Source organism: Furfurilactobacillus siliginis, from assembly GCF_001437435.1.
Classification (GTDB): Bacteria; Bacillota; Bacilli; order Lactobacillales; family Lactobacillaceae; genus Furfurilactobacillus; species Furfurilactobacillus siliginis.
In genome coordinates this window covers 1-1,117 of record NZ_JQCB01000037.1, presented here as the reverse complement: position 1 = coordinate 1,117, position 1,117 = coordinate 1, and the positions used below count along the sequence as shown (strand labels likewise).

Here is a 1,117-nt window from a genome sequence, read left to right as displayed (position 1 = left end):
GCTGGTCTAGCGACATTCAAGGCGTTGACCAATTCTTTAAGCTGTTGCGACAAGATCATCAGTGGCAGGTCATCGTCTGTGGCAGCGGTAACGGCGGCTTTTGCAGCGGTCGGCAGCGTCTTAGTGGGTGCCGGTTGTGTAACAAGCGGGGCCTGTTGCGTTGCTTCGTAGACGTTTGCAGTGGCTGTATCATCAGCAACCGGTTGCATTTTTTGCTGAGGTGCTTCGTCTAAATCTTTAGCAAACAGTGGTGTAATTGTTTGTTCAGGCGCTTCGCTGACGGTTTGGTTAATAGGTTCCGTTGGTGTTTGTATTGCAGGTTGCGCAGCAACCGGTTGGGAGACCTGTTGGTCGGCAAACGCAGATGTACTCGTGGAAGCATATAATGATTGCTTGATCATTGCGTCAGCAATCGGTGTCGTCATGGTTGCATGTGGCTGCTCGGCGGCCACGGTCTTTTCATTGCGATTTTGGTCTTGTGCTTTTTGCGCCTCGGCGCCAGCACTTGAACTTATCCCTGCATTTGATCTAGCACTTGAACTGGCATTAGCATTTGCCTCAGCACTTGAACTGGCATTAGCATTTGCCTCAGCACTTGAACTAGCATTTTCTCTGGCAGTTGAACTTGCATTTGTTAACCAGACTTGTGTCATGCGAGTTGGATCGGCGGGCACGAACTTTTGTGGTTCAGAAATCAGCTGTGCGGGCTGGTCTTGCTGCCGAATGAAGTAGGCTTTGCCAAGAATTGGTTCGAGCCTGACGGGCTGAACTTTTTGTGCATCATTGCTGCTTGGATGCAGGTCAATCGTTTGGAAAGGCGTTGTATCAGCGTCGTGAAAAATTTGAATGGCACCGAGCCGGTCGTAGACGAGTTCGATGTGTGGATCCTCAGTGTCAGGCATTGGTTGATTTGCGATAGCTGGAATTTCGCGAAGAACATAATGGTCAAATCCAGGTGTCGCAATTTTGAATGACTGACCAACTGGCCCAAAGATTGTAAGTGGATCCAGCAAATGCGTTCCATCAGACGTCACGTAATCAATTGTGATGCGATTTTGTGCATAGGTTGCTGCTGAATCAAGGTCAGAAGATGAAGTACTTGCTGCCAACATAGAGT

1 protein-coding gene is annotated in these 1,117 nt (G+C 49.0%); it reads right to left on the bottom strand.

Annotation, left to right across the window (positions count from 1 at the left end; translation table 11 throughout):
• The coding region (locus IV55_RS10470) for a MucBP domain-containing protein (RefSeq protein WP_186808503.1) at nucleotides 1-1,117 on the bottom strand (1,117 nt) is incomplete at both ends.